Origin of the sequence: Mesorhizobium sp. 1M-11 (assembly GCF_001303895.1) — a bacterium.
In the GTDB taxonomy this organism is placed as follows: Bacteria; Pseudomonadota; Alphaproteobacteria; order Rhizobiales; family Rhizobiaceae; genus Mesorhizobium.
This window is the reverse complement of record NZ_LJSD01000011.1, coordinates 433,724-450,215: the sequence shown is the minus strand read 5'-3', so window position 1 is coordinate 450,215 and position 16,492 is coordinate 433,724. Positions and strand designations below refer to the sequence as shown.

The window sequence follows — 16,492 nt, the reverse complement described above, 5'->3', positions numbered from 1 at the left end:
ATACGATGAGAGATAGGGCGATGTCTGCCTGTTAATGCAGGTTCGCCACGCCGCGTTGATTCTGGGCGAACTGGCCGACGCTCTGCGCCTGTCCGCCAATGACCCGCAGAGGCGCCGGCTTACCGAAGAGGTAGCCCTGAACCACCTCGCAGCCCGCAGCTTTCAACATCGTCGCCTGGCTTTCGGTCTCCACGCCCTCGGCGATCGTCGAAACGCCGAGTGCCCGCGACAGACCGACAATGGTCGAGACAACCGCGCCGGAGCCGGAATCGGTATCGATGCGGCTGACGAAGGAGCGGTCGATCTTCAGCTTGTGGAACGAGAAGTCGATCAGGTAGCTGAGGTTGGAATAGCCGGTGCCGAAATCGTCGACGGCCACCGAAATGCCCATGTCCGACAGCTCTTTCAGAATGGCGGCGGCGCGTTCCTTGTCCTGCATCATCGCCGTTTCGGTCACTTCCAGCTCCAGCCGCGACGGCTTGATACCGGTGCTGACGATGGTGTCGCGCACCATGGCCAGGAAATCCCTGGTCATGAACTGTACCGGCGAGATGTTGACGGCAACGAAACAGTCCTCCGGCAAATGACGGGCGTCACTGCATGCCTTGCGCAGTACCCATTGACCGATCGGGCCAATCATGCCGGTTTCTTCCGCCAGTGGAATGAATTCCATCGGTGGGATAGAGCCGCGTTCCGGATGATTCCACCGGATCAGCGCTTCATAGCCGACAATCTTGCCGGCGGCGAGATCGAGCTGCGGCTGATAATGCAGGTCGAAATCGCCGCGCTCGAACGCCGTATGCAATTCTGACTCCACCCACTGCCGATGATCCGCGACCTTGCCCATTTCCGGCTGGAAAATCGACCAGGTGCCGGCTGCGTTGGTCGCCCGGGCGTTTTGCAGGGCGAGATTGGCGCGGCGCAGTACCAGCACGGGATCGATACCGTCCTTTGGCATGGCGACGACACCGACTGAAAGGCTGACCGACTGCTGATGCGTTTTCAACTGATAGGGAGCGATCAGGTCATCGATCAGCTTCTCGACCAGTGCCTCCATCGAACCCAGCAGACGCTTATCCGGGTAGAGAACGGCGAATTCGCCGGGTCCGACACGGCCGATCACGGCTTCGCGCGGCAGAAGCGCTTTCAGGCGCTTGGCAAACAGACGCAGGAGATCGTCAACCTGCGCGTAGCCGATGGCGTCGTTTATCTGGCTGAAGCGATTGATGTCGATGTCGAACAGATAGACAGGCTCGCCGGTCTTGAGCGTGGAGGAAGCAGCTTCTGCAATTTTTCCCACCATCGCGTGCTTGGCCAGCGTCTCCGTCAGCTTGTCGAAATTGGTTTCGGAGAAAACATAGTCAGCTGATTCGTCGACGCCGGCGAAAAAGGACATCGCCGCGCACGCGGCCGCCAGGGCGCAAAGCCCGGCAACGATGGCAACAAGCGTGTTGAGCGGAAGTTCCGTCAAGCTGTCGCCGAGACCGACCTTGAGACCCCACAAGCCAAGGATGAAGCTGCCCATGCCGGCGCTGGCGATGGTGATCAGCCGGAAAAGTGGCGTTCGGCCAGGGTTCTTGTCAGAGGGCATGCGCAGGTTCCCAATCTGCAGGATGTTCTAACCGCCATCCCCTTAAAATAAGTTTCCTGCGATCCGTCGCATTTTACCGGCGACAAAAGTTGACTAACGTTTCATGAAAGTTAGCCAAAAGGCAAGAGCCCACCCTTCGCGGTGAACGACAGGCTCTTTATACTTTGGTGAGGTTAGTCGACGGGGCTAGCGTGAGCCTTGCGGCTTCATTCCTTGCCGCCATCCTGCCGCTTCAGCTCGTCGAGCGTCGGCATCGAGACCACATGATAGCCGGAATCGACATAGTGGATTTCGCCGGTCACGCCCGACGAGAGATCGGAAAGCAGGTAGAGCGCCGAGTTGCCGATTTCGTCGATGCCGACGGTGCGCCGCAACGGCGCGTTGCGCTGTTGATAGGAATACATGTAGCGCGCATCCGAAATGCCGGCGCCTGCAAGGGTGCGCACCGGGCCGGCCGAGAGCCCGTTCACGCGGATGCCGCGCGGGCCATAGTCGTTGGCGAGATAGCGCACGCTGGCCTCGAGACCCGCCTTGGCAACCCCCATGACGTTGTAGTTGGGCATCACCCGCACGGAGCCGGCATAGGTGAGGGTGACCATCGATCCGCCGTCCTGCATCAGCGCCGCGGCGTGGCGGGCGACTTCCGTGAAGGAGTAGCAGGAGATCACCATGGTGCGCACGAAGTTGTCGCGCGTGGTATCGGCATAGAGGCCCTTCAACTCGTTCTTGTCTGAGAAGCCGATGGCGTGGACGATGAAATCGAGCTTGCCCCACTCGCTTTTCAGCGTATCGAAGGTGGCGGCGACCGATGCGCTGTCCTCGACATCGCAAGGCACCACCAGCGAGGCGCCGATCTTTTCGGCCAGCGGTTTAACACGGCGGCCAAAGGCTTCGCCCTGATAGGTAAAAGCCAGTTCGGCGCCCTGTTCAGCCAGTTTCTGAGCGATGCCCCAGGCGATGGAATGATCATTGGCAACGCCCATGATCAGGCCGCGCTTGCCCTTCATCAAACCGTCCATGTGAAAAATCCCTATGCGGAATGGCGCTGGAAGACGAGCGTGGCGTTGGTGCCGCCGAAGCCGAAGGAATTGGACAGAACCGTGTCGATCTTGGCGTTGTCGATACGCTTGCGTACGATCGGCACGCCATCGAATTCGGGGTCGAGTTCCTCGATATGCGCGCTTTCGCCGATGAAACCGCCTTGCATCATCAGGATCGAATAAATCGATTCCTGCACTCCGGCCGCACCCAGCGAATGGCCGGTCAACGACTTGGTGGAGGTAATGTTCGGCAATTTGTCGCCGAAAACTTCGCGGATCGCGCCGATCTCCTTCGAGTCGCCGATAGGCGTCGAGGTGCCATGCGTGTTGATGTAGTCGATCGGTTCTTTCACCGTCGCCAGCGCCTGGCGCATGCAGCGGATAGCGCCTTCGCCGGAAGGAGCGACCATGTCATAGCCATCGGACGTGGCGCCATAACCGGTCAGTTCAGCATAGATCTTGGCACCGCGCGCCTTGGCGCGTTCAAGCTCTTCCAGCACCAGAACGCCGGCGCCGCCCGCGATGACGAAGCCGTCGCGGTTGACGTCATAGGCACGCGAAGCGGTCGCGGCGCGATCGTTGAACTTGGACGACATCGCGCCCATGGCGTCGAAGAGGTTGGACATCGTCCAGTCGAGGTCTTCGTGGCCGCCGGCGAACATGATGTCCTGCTTGCCCCACTGGATCATCTCGGCGGCATTGCCGATGCAGTGCGCCGAGGTCGAACAGGCAGACGAGATCGAATAGTTGACGCCGTGGATCTTGAACCAGGTGGCCAGCGTTGCCGAAGCCGTGGACGACATTGCCTTCGGCACGGCGAACGGCCCGATGCGCTTGGGGCTGCTGTTCTTCAGCGTGATCTCCGAAGCCTCGACGATGGTGCGCGTCGAGGGGCCACCGGAGCCCATGATGATGCCGATGCGCTCATTACCCGAAATCTCGTTTTCTTCGAGCCCGCTGTCGGCGATCGCCTGCTTCATCGCGACATGGTTCCACATGCCGCCTTGCGACAGGAAACGCGCGGCACGGCGGTCGACAAGTTCGGACGTGTCCAGGTTCGGTGCGCCCCAGACCTGGCACTTGAAGCCGTGTTCGGCGAAATCGTTGGAGAAACTGATGCCGGATTTGGCATCGTGGAGAGAGGCGCTGACCTCCTCGGCATTGTTGCCGATGGACGATACGATGCCGAGGCCTGTGACTACGACCCGTCTCATGTTGCGCTCCTCGTTTATCCGTTGAGTGCAGGTGTCAGGCAGCTGACTGTTTTGCCAGGCCCACCCGCAGGTCCGTGGCCGCGTATATGGGTTCGCCGTCGGCCTTCAACCAGCCGTCGGCGATGCCGAGCACCAGTCGGCCACGCATGACGCGTTTGAAATCGACGCCGTACTCCACCTTCTTGACCGAAGGCGTGACCATGCCCTTGAACTTCACTTCACCTGTCGACAACGCCATGCCTTTGCCCGGTTCGCCGAGCCAGCCGAGGAAGAAGCCGGTGAGCTGCCAGAGCGCATCGAGACCCAGGCAACCAGGCATCACGGGATTGTCGATGAAATGGCAGGGAAAGAACCAGAGATCGCGGTGGATGGCGAATTCGGCGCGGACGAAACCCTTGTCGAAAGCGCCGCCGGTCTCGCTGATCTCGGTAATGCGGTCGAACATCAGCATTGGCGGGTAGGGAAGCTGGGCATTGCCGGGGCCAAACAATTCGCCCTTGGCGCAAGCCAGCAGATCGTCGTAGTCGTAACTCGATTTCCGATCCGCCATGTAGTCCTTCCCAGTCGTTGGCCAGGCGATGTGATGCCCATGCCCATTTCTAGTAACACAGTCCGCTTCACGCCGGAAACCGACGCCGGAGATATCGCGCTGGCTCTAGCCTGCCCATTCCCCGGGGTCAATGCGCGCTATTGATCGGATTTGGCCTACAGAATATATCTGGCATAATAAGGGACGTGGATTTCCGCCTGATTTTTGCCGCTGTCGGCGGGCAGTGGCGGGCGGAACATGATGGTGAGTTGGTCGGTTTGGACGATCGGAAAGACGGCATGACTGTGGACAAGCGGGTACGCGAAGCCGGCCTGAGGCCGACTCGTCAGCGCATTGCGTTGGCCGACCTGCTGTTTGCCAAGGGCGACCGCCACCTTTCAGCCGAAGAACTGCATGAGGAAGCGCTGGCTGCGGGCGTGCCGGTTTCTCTGGCTACCGTCTACAATGCGCTGCACCAGTTCACGGAAGCCGGTCTTTTGCGCATCCTCGCCGTCGAGGGCTCGCGCACTTATTTCGACACCAACACCTCCGACCACCATCACTTCTTTGTCGAAGGCGAGAACCGCGTCTTTGATATCGAAAGCGGGCCAGTGACGGTCGGCAATCTTCCGGAACCGCCGGAAGGCATGGAAATCGCGAATGTCGATGTGGTGGTGCGGCTGCGCCCCAAGCGCGACTAGTCTGAACCCGATGCGAGTTTAAACGATCGCGCGCAGTTCAAGCTGCGCGGTGTCGCATCGTGCATCTGACTTGGCGACTATTCGTTGATCTTTTCACCGGGATACGCACCCCACACCAGCGACTGGTTGATCCAGCCGGTGTGGCCGCTCAGGCTCATCTCGCACCATTGGCCGTCACAGGACTTGATCGACCCGATGGCTCCGGGCTCGATCACCGCGACCACGCTGGCGTCCTTGGCTGCGCTCTTCACGAGATTGATGCGTACATCCTTGCCGCGCTGCCATGGTGCGATGATCGCGGTGCGCTTGCCCGAAAGCAGCGCCTGGCTTACCCAGCCTTCGGAACCGTCAGCGTCGCGCACGCGCCGCCAGGTATCGTATTCCTGCACGATCTCCATCGGCAGCCCGGCCCTGGTGTACATCCAGTCGACGGAATAGTTGACGCCCGGACCGACGCGTGAATTCACCCGCGCCGATTTCAGGCTGACGAAGCGCGGCAGCGGCAGGCCACTGGGCCCAAGCGTCACCGTCTGGGCCGGCGCTGCGGCATTTTGCGCGGTCGCGACCGGAGTGAGTGTGAGCAGGCCAAGCATTGTCGCGGAGAGAATCAGACGTAGCGACGCGAAACCAGACACGTTCGTTCCTTTTTCCGGCGCCGTCGGCAATCCTGTGCGCGCCCTTTTTCTTTGTCTTCGGCGGCGCTGCTTGTTACATGAGGCATGGCTACCGAGACCAGTTTGCAGTTTCGCCGGTCTTGGTTAAAGAGGTCTCAACAGCATCCCGGAAACGAGGAAACGATGGCCGGCAAAAAGAAGCCTCTCGTTGTGATCACGCGCAAATTGCCGGACCCCGTCGAGACGCGGATGCGCGAACTGTTTGACGCCCGCCTGAACGTCGAAGACAAGCCGATGTCGCGCGAGGAGCTTGGCGCTGCGCTGCGCGAGGCCGATGTGCTCGTTCCCACCATCACCGACCGAATCGACGCCGAATTGATCGAGCAGGCCGGCCCGAATTTCAAGCTGATCGCCAGCCTTTCCAACGGTGTCGATCACATCGACGTCGCCGCCGCCTCGAAAAAGGGCATCGCCGTCACCAACACGCCGAATGTGCTGACCGAAGACACCGCCGACATGACCGTGGCACTGATGCTTGCCGTACCGCGGCGGCTGGCCGAGGGTTCCAACGTGTTGACCGGCGACAAGAAATGGACCGGCTGGTCACCTACCTGGATGCTTGGCCGGCGTATCTGGGGCAAACGGCTGGGCATCGTCGGCATGGGCCGCATCGGCACCGCGGTTGCCCGCCGTGCCAAGGCTTTCGGCCTCTCCATCCACTACCACAATCGCCACCGTGTCTTGCAAAGCGTCGAGGACGAACTCGAGGCCACCTATTGGGAAAGCCTCGACCAGATGCTGGCTCGAATGGACATCATTTCCGTCAATTGCCCGTCCACGCCGGCCACCTTCCATCTCCTTTCCGCTCGACGGCTCGCGCTGCTGCAGCCCACTGCCTACATCGTCAATACGGCGCGCGGCGACATCATCGACGAGGATGCGCTGATCAAGTTGCTGCAGGAAGGCAAGATCGCCGGCGCGGGTCTCGACGTCTACGAGAACGAGCCGGCCCTGAATACCAAGCTGCTGAGGCTCGCCGCCAAGCACAAGGTCGTGCTGTTGCCGCATATGGGCTCGGCGACCCTGGAAGGTCGCATCGACATGGGCGAGAAGGTCATCATCAATATCCGCACCTTCTTCGACGGACACCGGCCGCCGGATCGCGTGCTGCCATCCCGCGCCTGACCGTCGCACCAGGCTGGCACTCACTCCATCCGGCATCGCGGACCGAGGCGACCGCCCTTGCGTCGACAGGCCTATGACAGCGCCTTGCGCATGGTCACCGATGTCGGCCGGTCGTAGCCGGGATGGGCCGTGCGTTCCGTTTCGACAAAACCCAGGCGGCTGAAAGCCGTCTGATTGCCGGTCAGTTCCACGCGCGCCTGCAATTCGAGCACAGGCTTGCCGGCTGCGCAGGCAAGGGTCTCGGCGGCGCTCATCAATTCGCGCCCGATTTTTCTACCTTGAAGACCCGGCTCGACCGCCAGCTTGCCGACATAGAAGTGCTGCGCGTGTTCGGCAGCGAAAATGCAGCCGACGATCTTGCCGTCCTGCATGGCCAGGAAGCCGGTTTCCTTGCCTGCCTTCTCACGCAAACCATCCACCGTCAGCCGGTGCGCCGAGGAGGGCGGGTCGATCACGCCATCCATGTAGGCGAAGGCGCGCATGATCAAGGTGAGCAGTTCGTCCCAGCGTTCGAAATCGGCAGGCAGGCTGGTCACTGTAATATCGGCGCTCATCCCTGGCTCCGGTAGCGAATGATATCGAAGCGCGCTGCCAGGCCATCGTAAAGCAGCAGGCGTCCGACCAGCGGCTCACCAATGCCTGCGATCAGCTTGATCGTCTCCATCGCCTGCAAGGTGCCGATGACACCGGTCAGTGCTCCGAGCACACCGGCAACCGCGCAGGAAGGCACAAGGCCGGGTGGCGGCGCTTCCGGGAAGAGGTCACGATAAGTTGGGTTCGGACGTCCGTCCGGTCCGGTCTCGAACGGTTTCAGCACGGTGACGGAACCGTCGAAGCGACCGACCGCGGCATGCACCAGCGGCTTCTTCTCGGCTGCGCAGGCGTCAGCGAGCGCATAACGGGTTTCGAAATTGTCGGAACCATCCACCACCACATCGTAGCCACGCACGATATCAGCCGCGTTCTCGGCGGTCAGGCGCAGATCGTGCAACTCCACGGCCACATGCGGATTGATCCGAACAATCGCGGCTCTGGCACTCTTGCCTTTCGAAGTTCCAACGGTGCCCGTGTCATGGATGACCTGGCGCTGCAGGTTGGACAGCGAAACGACATCATCGTCCACGATGCCTAATGTACCGACACCAGCCGCCGCCAGATATTCAAGCACCGGTGCGCCGAGCCCGCCAGCGCCGAGGACGAGCACTCGAGCGCGCTTCAGCTTCTGCTGGCCCGGTCCACCGATTTCCGGCAAAACGACATGGCGCGCATAGCGTTCGAGTTCTTCGTCGGAGAGGGCAGGGGTGCTCATGCGCGGATCATACCGTCCTGCTTGGCAGTTGTCAGGCACCGGCGGTTGGCACAACAGCGCCATGATCGACACTGAGAAACTGCGCGCGACCGCTCAGACTGGAAAACAAGGTGGCGTCAGTGCCGGTCATGAAGGTCTGGCAATTCAAGTCTTCCAGGATGGAAAACAGCGCCGCGCGTCGGCCGGCATCGAGATGTGCTGCGATTTCGTCGAGCAGCAGAATCGGCGTGAGGCCGGACATTTCGCTGGTAAGGCGTGCATGCGAGAGCACCAGTCCAACCAGCAATGCCTTTTGCTCCCCGGTTGAGCAGAGCTCGGCCGGCATGGCTTTCGGGCGATGCCGTACCAGCAGATCCGACCGATGCGGTCCGTCCAGCGTACGGCCGGCGGCGCGGTCGCGGTCGCGACCGTTGGCCAAGGCACGGCGGAACTTTTCCTCGAGCTCCACCGCTGGCATGGTGCCGATTTCGGCTTCCAGCTCTCCGGCCAGTGCGATGTCGGCCTGCGGGAACGGCCCGTCATTGGGCAGTTTCTCGATCATCGCCGACAGAAGCCGCGCCATTTCGCTGCGGGCGGCCGCGATGGCCACGCCGGTTTCAGCCATCTGCGTCTCGATGGCTTCGAACCATGCGCTGTCGCGCGTGCCTTCGGCGAGCAGACGATTGCGGCCGCGCATGGCCTTTTCATAGTCCAGCGCGCGCTGGCCGTGGCTGCCGTCGATCGCCAGCACCAGCCGATCGAGGAAGCGGCGGCGGTCACCGGCGGCGCCCGTGAACAGCGCATCCATGGCCGGTGTCAGCCAGACGACACGCAGCCATTCCAGCATATCTTCGACGGAACGGGCCGTGGCGCCATTGATACGTACGCGCCGCCCACCTTCGCCGGGCGTGTTGCCGCCCGCGATGCCGGTACCGATTTCAGCCTCGCCAGAGGGGCCATCGAGGCGCACATGCAGCGCGAAGCCGCCATCGCCTCCTTCGCGGGCAACATCACCATAGGGGGCGCGGCGTAGGCCGCGTCCCGGTGTGAGAAAGGAAATAGCCTCGAGCAGGTTGGTCTTGCCGGCGCCATTGTCGCCTGTGAAGACGACCGCGCCCGGCTTCAGCTCGAGCGACAGCGCTGCGTAGTTGCGGAAATTGGTGAGCACAAGCCGGGTGAGATGGGTCTGTGCGCGGCTTGCGCCTTCCCGGCTCTCTTCGCTTGTCATGTGATCAAGGCAATGCGCGCGGCTACACGCGCATCGGCATCAGCACGTAGAGCGCGTTCTCGTCGCTGGTGTCGTGGATCAGGGTTGGAGAACCGGCATCCGCCAGCATGAACTTGGCTTCGCCGCCGCTGAGTTGTGCTGCAACATCGAGCAGATAGCGCGCGTTGAAGCCGATCTCGATTGGATCGGCAGTGTAGTCCGCTGCCAGTTCTTCAGTGGCACTGCCGGAATCGGGATTGTTGACCGCCAGCGTCACCTGGCCGTCCGAGATCGTGAGTTTTACCGCGCGTCCGCGCTCGGACGAGATGGTGGAAACACGGTCGACGGCGGCTGCGAAACTCTGCCGGTCGATGACGAGCTTCTTGTCGTTGCCGGTCGGAATGACGCGCTGATAGTCGGGGAAGGTACCGTCGATCAGCTTGGAGGTGAGGACCACGCTACCGATGGTGAGACGTATCTTGGTGTCGGAAAGCTCGGTCGTTACCGCCACATCCGGATCGTCGACCAGCTTCTGCAATTCGCTGACGGTTTTTCTCGGGATGATGATACCTGGCATGCCTTCCGAACCCGCGGGCGCATCCATCTCTGCACGCGCAAGACGATGACCGTCGGTCGCCACCGAACGCAGCTTTAACTTGCCACCCACCTCGTGTGTGTGCAGGAAGATACCGTTCAGATAGTAGCGGGTCTCTTCAGTCGAGATCGCGAACTGGGTCTTGTCGATCAGGCGCTTGAGTGCGGTCGAATCCAGCCGGAAGATGTGCGAGAAGGATCCGGCCGACAGTTCCGGGAAGTCGGCCTGCGGCAGGCACTGCAGCCGGAAGGAAGAACGGCCGGAGATGACGGTCATGGCGTTGCCGTCCTCATCCGTCTTCAGCATCACTTCGGCGCCGTCAGGAAGCTTGCGAACGATGTCGTAGAGCAGATGCGCCGGCACGGTAGTGGCGCCTGACTGTTCCACCTTGGCGGATGCCGCTTCGGTCACCTCCAGATCAAGATCGGTCGCCTTCATTTCCAGGCTGCCGCCCTCTGCCATCAACAGCACGTTGGACAGGATCGGGATGGTGTTGCGGCGCTCGACCACGCGATGAACGTGGTTGAGGGATTTCAGGAGATTGGACCGTTCGAGGATAACACGCATGACGATGAAGGCTCGCTTGAAAGACTTTCGAGGTTCCGCGACGCGGCGCCCGCGAAAGGTCTGAACACATTCAGATTCTGGCCAAGCTGACAGGAAAAACCCCTTGAGCGCAAGTCCGCGGAACCGGCAACAAGCGGTTCCGCGGGCTTTGTCGGGGATAACGGCGGATGCGGGGCGGCTTCGTTGCCGCCCGGCTCGTCAAGCCTGGTCGTTGATCAGCCGGCGGAGCAGTTCGAGCTCCTGCGCCAGCGTGTTGTCGGCACCCGACAAGTCCTCGATCTTGCGGACAGCGTGGAGAACCGTGGTGTGGTCGCGGCCGCCGAACCTGCGGCCGATTTCCGGCAGCGAGCGTGGAGTGAGCACCTTGGAGAGATACATCGCCACTTGCCGCGGCTTGACGATGGTGCGGGTGCGCCGGTTCGACAGGAGTTCCGTCTTCGAGACATTGTAGTGACGCGCCACGATGCGCTGGATGTCCTCGATGCGCACGCGTTTGGGCTCGCCTGTGCGGTAGATATGGCCGAGAATCTCGTCGATGCGGTCGATGGTGATCTGAGGCTCGAACGACTGCCGGAAAAGCAACTGGTTGAAGGCGCCCTCCAGCTCACGGCCGGAGCCTGTCACGGTGCGGGCGACATGGTCGAGGATCTCGTCGGCGATGTTGAGCGAGGTATCGTCCTGCTTGGCGGTAGCCAGACGCTGCTTCAACATGGCGAGCCGCATGGTGTAGTCGGGCGCGGCCATTTCGAGCGCTACCCCGCCATTGAGGCGCGAGCGAACGCGCGGCTCCAGCGATTCCAGCTCGGACGGCGGCCGGTCGGCGGCAACAACCACCTGTTTGGCGCTGTCGAGCAGCATGTTGATGAGGTGGCAGAATTCGTGCTGGATCGATTTGCCCTGCAGGAATTGCATGTCGTCGATGATCAACAGGTCGATATCGCGCAGTTGCTCCTTGAGGGTGAGCGCATTGTTGTCGCGGATAGCGGTGGCGAAACGCCACATGAAATATTCGGCGGTCAGATAAACGACGCGCGACTTCGGATTGTGGCGCAGCGATTCCGCTGCGATCGCTTGCAGAAGATGTGTTTTACCCAGCCCCACGGTGGCATGGAGGAACAGTGGGTTGAAGCGCACGGCACTCGAAGCGGACTCGGCAACGGCACGCGCCGCGGCGAAAGCCACGCGGTTCGACGGGCCTTCGACAAACGAGCCGAAAGTGTAGCGAGGGTCGAGCGGGGAGCCGAGCACGTTCTGGCGGAAGTCCGGCTCGGCAGCCGCGCCGCGCGCCAGCGGGGCACGTTCCTGCTTGCCGGCGCCCAATGTGGTGCCGGAAGACAGCGTGGTCTGCGCTTGTTTGGCGACCTTGCGCAGTGGCGCGGTTTCCAGTTCCGGGGCGGTGTGGCGCGTGGCACTGCGCACCACCACCTCGACCTTGAGGATACCGGCTTCCTCCTGCTTCCACAGCTCGGTGATGACGTCGAGATAGTGGCCGTTGATCCAGGAGCGCAGGAAAGCAGTCGGCACCGACATGCGGGCGACGCCCTTGGAAAGCTCCACAAGCTTCATGCGGCCGAACCAGCTCGAATAGACCTCGCTGCCGAGGCGCGCCTTCAACTGTGCCCTGATGCGCTCGAAACGTTGCTCTGCCTCGTTACCTGCAGCCATGGCGCCTTCTCCGACGATGTCCCCGGAAAAAGGAAAGCCGCCGAGCTCCCTGTTTGTGCCACCGTGTATCATTTAGATCCTCGTTCCTTGTCTGACTTGCACCGGCGGGCCGATCTTCGCAGCCTTCTCCCGGCATCTATACCTCCCACGGTTCCAGCCGCCGCTGGCCGGAAACGCGGTCTAGCGCAGGAGAGGGGCAAACAGCCCCCAGCAATGCAATCCGAGACGACAAGACAAACGAACCCATCTGGCTGAATGCCAGTTACGTCCGACCTGCCATGCCCTGTTAACCCCGGTCCCCACTACGCATCGAAAGGACAGACCTAGCCGTTCGCGGAATTGCTCCCGCGTTGCAGATTTTGCCTGTTTTTGGGCTAGGTCGAGAGCCTAACGGCCCGCCCCTCTCGATGACCAGACATTACAGAAATCGCTGTGGAAAGGGCAAGGCCGCGTCTAACGGATTTTTAACGAATCTGGTTACCATCGAGGGGCATTTCAGCGCCCTTACGCGTGCCTCCCTAGGCAAAGTTCTTGTGATTCAAACCCTTTTCCGGCGAATATGAAAAAGGGTAGCTGGCGCGAAATAATTTTTAAAAAATCGCTTGACATTGAGTTCTTCCTGAAGCCCGGCTGACGATGTGGACAAGCTGTGGAAAATCCCGCCCGGATCTTTGCTAACACACTGAAGTTAAATGATTATTTATGCCGAGAGGAATGAGGCTGCGGTAAAAGTGGCGTATCCGGAACAAAGATGCCGGCAAAAGTTCCCGTCATGTTCAATAACTGCCGTTGCGGCAGTTATCGAACGTTCATTTCAAGTCATTGCCGGCAAACGAAAAAACCCGACGCATGAGCGCCGGGTTCTCAGAATTTCGTGACGCCTAGTGGGGCTTAGGCCGACAGCGTCTTCAGGCGCTGAGCAAGGCGCGAAACCTTGCGGGAGGCCGTGTTCTTGTGCAGCACGCCCTTGGTGGCGGCGCGCATCAATTCCGGCTGAGCGTCCTTGAAAGCGGCCTCGGCAGCAACCTTGTCGCCAGCGGCCAGCGCTTCTTCCATCTTGCGCACATAAGTGCGCACGCGCGAACGGCGGTTCTTGTTGATCGCCGCACGGCGGGCGATCTTGCGCGTAGCCTTCTTGGCCGACGAGGTATTGGCCATACTGCCTCTCTTTTATCTATGTATCTCTATGGTGAGCGCTTGCGGTATACTGCAGGGCGCAAAAAATAAATGGGCAGCCATGGGGCCGCCTCAGTCGTGGCGGCTTATAGTTCAGCTTTTCCTGCGCGTCAACGCCGCCATTACGCATTTTCCATGCATTTGCGGCTTCAGCGGTTGGTGAAATTGGCCTTTCGCTTCTCGGCGAACGCGGCCATGCCTTCCTTTTGGTCATCGAGTGCGAACATCGAATGGAAAACACGCCTTTCGAATCGCAGACCTTCGGCGAGCGTCGTCTCGTAGGAGCGGTTCACCGCTTCCTTTGCCATCATCACGGCCGGCAGGGAGAAATCGGCGATCCTGGCTGCAGCCTTCAATGCCTCGTCGACGAGTTCAGCCGCCGGCACGATGCGTGAGACGAGGCCGCAGCGCTCTGCTTCCGCGGCGTCCATCATGCGCCCCGTCAGCACCATGTCCATGGCCTTGGACTTGCCAACGAAACGCGTCAGCCGCTGCGATCCGCCCATGCCGGGCATGACGCCGAGCGTGATTTCCGGCTGGCCGAACTTGGCGTTGTCGGCGGCGATGATGAAATCGCACATCATGGCAAGCTCGCAGCCGCCACCCAGTGCGTAGCCGGCCACCGCCGCGATGATCGGCTTGCGGGCGCGCGTGAGTTCCTCCCAGCCCACGAAAAAGTCCTGCGTGAAGGCCTCGACATAGGTCTTGGTCTGCATCTCCTTGATGTCGGCACCGGCGGCGAAAGCTTTTTCGGACCCGGTGATGACCACGGCGCCGATATTGGTATCGGTTTCGAAGACCTTCACCGCGTCGAGGATATCGGCGAGCACCTGCGAATTCAGCGCATTCAGTGCCTTCGGCCGATTCAGCGTGATCAGCCCGACCTTGCCGCGGGTTTCGGCGATGATGGTTTCATAGGCCATGGCTCGGTCTCCTCGTTGCGGTGAGACCCGTCTAACCTACTCCTGGCAGGAGCGGCAATAGAAGGTGGAGCGGCCGCTTTGTACGATCCGTTCGATATGGCCGCCACAGCCCGGCTTGGAACACGGTTCGCCCTCGCGGTCATAGACCGCGAAGGAATGCTGGAAATAACCCAGGGAACCGTCGGTCTGTACATAGTCTTTCAGCGACGAGCCGCCGGCGGCAATTGCGTCCGCGATGACCGAGCGCACCGCCTCGGCCAGCTTCGCGCTCCGCTCCTTCGCTTTCCTGCTGGTGCCGGCAATCGTGCCGGCGGCGCGCGTCGGCAACAGGCTGGCACGCCACAACGCTTCCGAGACATAGATATTGCCGAGGCCCGCAATCAGCCGTTGATCGAGCAGCGCTGCTTTAAGCGGCGTTTTGCGGCCTTCGAACAAGGAAGCAAGCAGGGGACCGTCCAGTGCATTGCCGGTTGGCTCGATACCGAGGTCTTTGAGCATGGGGTGCTCGCTGGCGGCACCTTCGCCGAACAGCATGAAGCCGAAGCGACGTGGATCATTGAAAACGACACGAGCCTCGCCGCCGGCGGCCGGCTCGAGATGGAACACGACATGGTCGTGCGCAGCGGCCTTCGAGCGTACGTGGTGAAAGTCGCCGGGGGTCTCTGCGCCGTCTGGCTGTTCGATGCGGAAAGAGCCGGACATGCCGAGATGGCAGATCAACACCGGACCGTCCTCGACATGCACGGTGAGGTATTTGGCGCGTCGGCCGAGCGCGGTGATACGCCTGCCTTGCAGCCGTTCAACGAAACGCTCGGGAAACGGAAAGCGCAGATCCGGGCGGCGGGCTTCCACAGTCGTGATACGGGCGCCTTCCATGACCGGCTGCAGTCCGCGCCGGACGGTTTCGACCTCGGGAAGCTCAGGCATGGCCACCAAGCTCGGCCAAGAAGGATGTGCCATGGCGGCCGGGCGCCAGGCCGAGATGTTCAGCCACCGTCTCTCCGATGTCGGCAAAAGTTGGCCTGAGCCCGATGTCGCCACCCTTGAGGCCGGGAGCAATGCCAATCACCGGGATTCGCTCGCGCGTGTGGTCCGTGCCCCGCCAGGTCGGATCGTTGCCGTGGTCGGCGGTTAGGATGAAGAGGTCGCCGGGCTGCAGCTTGGCCAAGGCCTCAGGAATGCGTTTGTCGAAGGCTTCCAGCGCTGCTGCATAGCCGGCCACGTCACGGCGATGACCGAACTCGGTATCGAAGTCGACGAAATTGGCGAATACAAGATCGCCGTCTCCGGCATCGTCGATGGCGGTAAGTGCCTTGTCGAACATCGCCATATTACCGGCGGCCTTGCGCACTTCCGAAACGCCGCGATGGGCAAAGATATCGCCGATCTTGCCCACGGCGAGGACCTGGCTGCCGCGTTCCGTCAGCCGGTCGAGAAGCGTGTATTCGGGCGGGGGTACGGAAAAGTCGCGACGGTTGGGCGTACGGCTGAACGTGGCTGCCGTTTCGCCGACAAAGGGGCGGGCTATGACGCGCCCGATATTCAGCGGATCGACCAGTCGCCGCACGACCTTGCAGAATTCATAAAGTCGTTCGAGCCCGAAATGCTCTTCATGCGCGGCGATCTGCAGCACGGAATCCACGGACGTGTAGCAGATCGGCATGCCGGTGCGGATGTGTTCCTCGCCAAACTCTTCGATCACGCCGGTACCCGATGCGTGCCGGTTGGCGAGGATGCCCGGCACCTTACCTTCACGGATCATCGCTTCGGTCAGCGAGGCGGGGAAGGTCGGTATGGTGTCTGGAAAGTAGCCCCAGTCGAAACGGACGGGCAGTGCGGCAATCTCCCAATGGCCGGACGGTGTGTCCTTGCCGCTGGAAACTTCCTGCGCTGCGCCATGGAAAGTGCCCTCGTTGGCAGCCGCTTCTGGGAAGGTGAAGCCGGTAGCCGTCCTGGCGGCGCGACCGAGGCCGAGTGCAGCCATGTTGGGCACCGCGAGGGGGCCGCTGCGCAAGCCTTCGCGGTCGGCTTTGCCCTTGGCGCAGGCCTCGGCGATATGGCCGAAAGTATCGGCACCGGCATCGCCGTATTTCTCGGCGTCGGCAGCACCGCCGATGCCGAAGGAATCCAGAACGAAGATGAAAGCGCGCGCCATTCGAGCCTGTCGGTTTGTTTGTCGGCCAAGACATAGGATTGC

At 61.4% G+C, this 16,492-nt stretch carries 16 protein-coding genes; 2 read left to right on the top strand and 14 right to left on the bottom strand.

From position 1 onward, the window contains the following. Window positions 1-31: 31 nt before the first annotated feature. The 4 genes from AO692_RS05965 to fabA all read right to left on the bottom strand — a co-directional run bounded on the left by AO692_RS05965 (window position 32) and on the right by fabA (window position 4,395). Window positions 32-1,591 (bottom strand): bifunctional diguanylate cyclase/phosphodiesterase, encoded by a 1,560-nt coding sequence (locus tag AO692_RS05965; protein ID WP_054309104.1) that lies wholly within the window; start codon window positions 1,589-1,591, stop codon window positions 32-34. 206 nt (window positions 1,592-1,797) lie between these two features. Further along, window positions 1,798-2,610 (bottom strand): enoyl-ACP reductase FabI, encoded by an 813-nt coding sequence (gene fabI, locus AO692_RS05960; protein WP_054309103.1) that lies wholly within the window; start codon window positions 2,608-2,610, stop codon window positions 1,798-1,800. An 11-nt stretch (window positions 2,611-2,621) separates the two neighbouring features. Then, complete coding sequence (gene fabB, locus AO692_RS05955; RefSeq protein WP_054309102.1) at window positions 2,622-3,845, bottom strand: beta-ketoacyl-ACP synthase I; 1,224 nt, start codon at window positions 3,843-3,845, stop codon at window positions 2,622-2,624. A gap of 34 nt (window positions 3,846-3,879) precedes the next feature. Continuing rightward, window positions 3,880-4,395, bottom strand: coding sequence for a 3-hydroxyacyl-[acyl-carrier-protein] dehydratase FabA (gene fabA / locus AO692_RS05950; RefSeq protein ID WP_054309101.1), 516 nt, complete (start codon window positions 4,393-4,395; stop codon window positions 3,880-3,882). 278 nt (window positions 4,396-4,673) lie between these two features. Here fabA and irrA point away from each other — a divergent pair, with 278 nt between their 5' ends. Beyond that, on the top strand, window positions 4,674-5,075 hold the full coding sequence (gene irrA, locus AO692_RS05945; RefSeq protein ID WP_054309462.1) for an iron response transcriptional regulator IrrA: 402 nt from the start codon (window positions 4,674-4,676) through the stop codon (window positions 5,073-5,075). Between the two features lie 77 nt (window positions 5,076-5,152). Here the strand turns inward: irrA and AO692_RS05940 are convergent, their stop codons facing one another. Then, a complete protein-coding gene (locus AO692_RS05940; RefSeq protein ID WP_054309100.1) occupies window positions 5,153-5,710 on the bottom strand; it encodes an SH3 domain-containing protein in 558 nt (185 codons plus the stop codon). A 162-nt stretch (window positions 5,711-5,872) separates the two neighbouring features. On the opposite strand from AO692_RS05940, the gene AO692_RS05935 reads away from it, so the two are divergent. Beyond that, complete coding sequence (locus tag AO692_RS05935; RefSeq protein ID WP_054309099.1) at window positions 5,873-6,874, top strand: D-glycerate dehydrogenase; 1,002 nt, start codon at window positions 5,873-5,875, stop codon at window positions 6,872-6,874. Window positions 6,875-6,945: 71 nt separating this feature from the next. Here AO692_RS05935 and AO692_RS05930 read toward each other — a convergent pair whose 3' ends face one another. The 9 genes from AO692_RS05930 to AO692_RS05890 all read right to left on the bottom strand — a co-directional run bounded on the left by AO692_RS05930 (window position 6,946) and on the right by AO692_RS05890 (window position 16,450). Beyond that, a complete protein-coding gene (locus tag AO692_RS05930; RefSeq protein WP_054309098.1) occupies window positions 6,946-7,428 on the bottom strand; it encodes a GNAT family N-acetyltransferase in 483 nt (160 codons plus the stop codon). Continuing rightward, the gene (locus tag AO692_RS05925; RefSeq protein WP_054309097.1) at window positions 7,425-8,183 is read right to left on the bottom strand and encodes a molybdopterin-synthase adenylyltransferase MoeB; all 759 of its coding nucleotides are present in this window, start codon (window positions 8,181-8,183) and stop codon (window positions 7,425-7,427) included. The genes AO692_RS05930 and AO692_RS05925 overlap by 4 nt, the downstream gene beginning before the upstream one ends. A 31-nt stretch (window positions 8,184-8,214) precedes the next feature. Continuing rightward, a complete protein-coding gene (gene recF / locus AO692_RS05920) occupies window positions 8,215-9,390 on the bottom strand; it encodes a DNA replication/repair protein RecF (RefSeq protein WP_054309096.1) in 1,176 nt (391 codons plus the stop codon). A gap of 22 nt (window positions 9,391-9,412) precedes the next feature. Beyond that, window positions 9,413-10,531 carry a DNA polymerase III subunit beta gene (gene dnaN / locus AO692_RS05915; RefSeq protein ID WP_054309095.1) on the bottom strand — a complete coding sequence of 373 codons (1,119 nt, stop codon included), beginning with the start codon at window positions 10,529-10,531 and terminating at the stop codon, window positions 9,413-9,415. A 198-nt stretch (window positions 10,532-10,729) separates the two neighbouring features. Beyond that, entirely contained in the window at window positions 10,730-12,196 is a 1,467-nt protein-coding gene (dnaA, locus tag AO692_RS05910; RefSeq protein WP_200911709.1) for a chromosomal replication initiator protein DnaA, read from the bottom strand. 891 nt (window positions 12,197-13,087) lie between these two features. Continuing rightward, window positions 13,088-13,354, bottom strand: a complete 267-nt coding sequence (rpsT, locus tag AO692_RS05905; RefSeq protein WP_054309093.1) for a 30S ribosomal protein S20 — start codon at window positions 13,352-13,354, stop codon at window positions 13,088-13,090. A gap of 167 nt (window positions 13,355-13,521) precedes the next feature. Beyond that, window positions 13,522-14,295, bottom strand: a complete 774-nt coding sequence (locus AO692_RS05900) for an enoyl-CoA hydratase (protein WP_054309092.1) — start codon at window positions 14,293-14,295, stop codon at window positions 13,522-13,524. 36 nt (window positions 14,296-14,331) lie between these two features. Further along, entirely contained in the window at window positions 14,332-15,222 is an 891-nt protein-coding gene (gene mutM / locus AO692_RS05895) for a bifunctional DNA-formamidopyrimidine glycosylase/DNA-(apurinic or apyrimidinic site) lyase (protein WP_054309091.1), read from the bottom strand. Then, the gene (locus tag AO692_RS05890; protein WP_054309090.1) at window positions 15,215-16,450 is read right to left on the bottom strand and encodes a phosphopentomutase; all 1,236 of its coding nucleotides are present in this window, start codon (window positions 16,448-16,450) and stop codon (window positions 15,215-15,217) included. The genes mutM and AO692_RS05890 overlap by 8 nt, the downstream gene beginning before the upstream one ends. Window positions 16,451-16,492 lie beyond the last annotated feature (42 nt).